General features: G+C 30.4%; 1 protein-coding gene. It reads right to left on the reverse strand.

Annotation, left to right across the window (positions count from 1 at the left end):
• Window positions 1–166 precede the first annotated feature (166 nt).
• Window positions 167–828 (reverse strand): nisin susceptibility-associated two-component system sensor histidine kinase NsaS (gene nsaS, locus IDG60_RS27795; RefSeq protein WP_206160979.1); only part of this gene is annotated, 662 nt, incomplete at its 5' end.

The raw sequence follows: 828 nt of genomic DNA on the forward strand, positions 1-828 counted from the left end.
GTCGTAGCATTCAAACCTTTACCATAAACCTTTTTTACATGTTTCACTTCTAGCAACATGGCATGCACCTCATTTCTTTGTTAGTTCTATATTAAAACAAAAAAATACTAATAACATTTAAATTAGTGAAAAAATGTTACTAGTATGCTTACAATATTGAAAGTTTTTATTCATCTGGAAATTGAATCGTAAATGTTGTACCCTCATTTTGTTTAGATACGACTGAAACAGGATGGTTTGTGTGAGTTGAAATTTGTTTTACGATAAATAAGCCAATCCCACTTGAGTTACTTTGACGCTGGCCATTATAACCTGAATAGCCCTTATCAAATATTTTAGGCAAGTCCGCTTCACTAATACCGATACCATTATCTTTTACGTATAATTGATTGGATTGCTCATCAAATTCAATCCATATATCTTTACCTCTCGCATACTTAAGTGCATTATTTATTAATTGTTCTATCAGTAAAGAGGTCCATCTAACGTCAGTTAATACTTCGTGATGACAAGGTTCATAATGGATTTTTGTTTTTTGATCAATAAACTGTATTGAATATTTCATAATAATTGGGCGAATGATATTGTTAATCGAAATTTTAGTGACAGAAATATCAGAAGTTTCATTTAATAACTTTAAATAACTAAGTGCTAAACTTGTATAGTTATCAATTTGAATAACCTCTTGACGAACACGATTCACAACATTAGGCTCATCTCTTTCAAGTAACAGTTGTGCTGCAGTAATGGGTGTTTTCATTTGATGTACCCATGTTAAAAAGTAGCTCTCTACATCATTTTTATATTCAATTTGTTCATTTTTAAGCT

This window comes from Staphylococcus sp. EG-SA-2, from assembly GCF_017152085.1.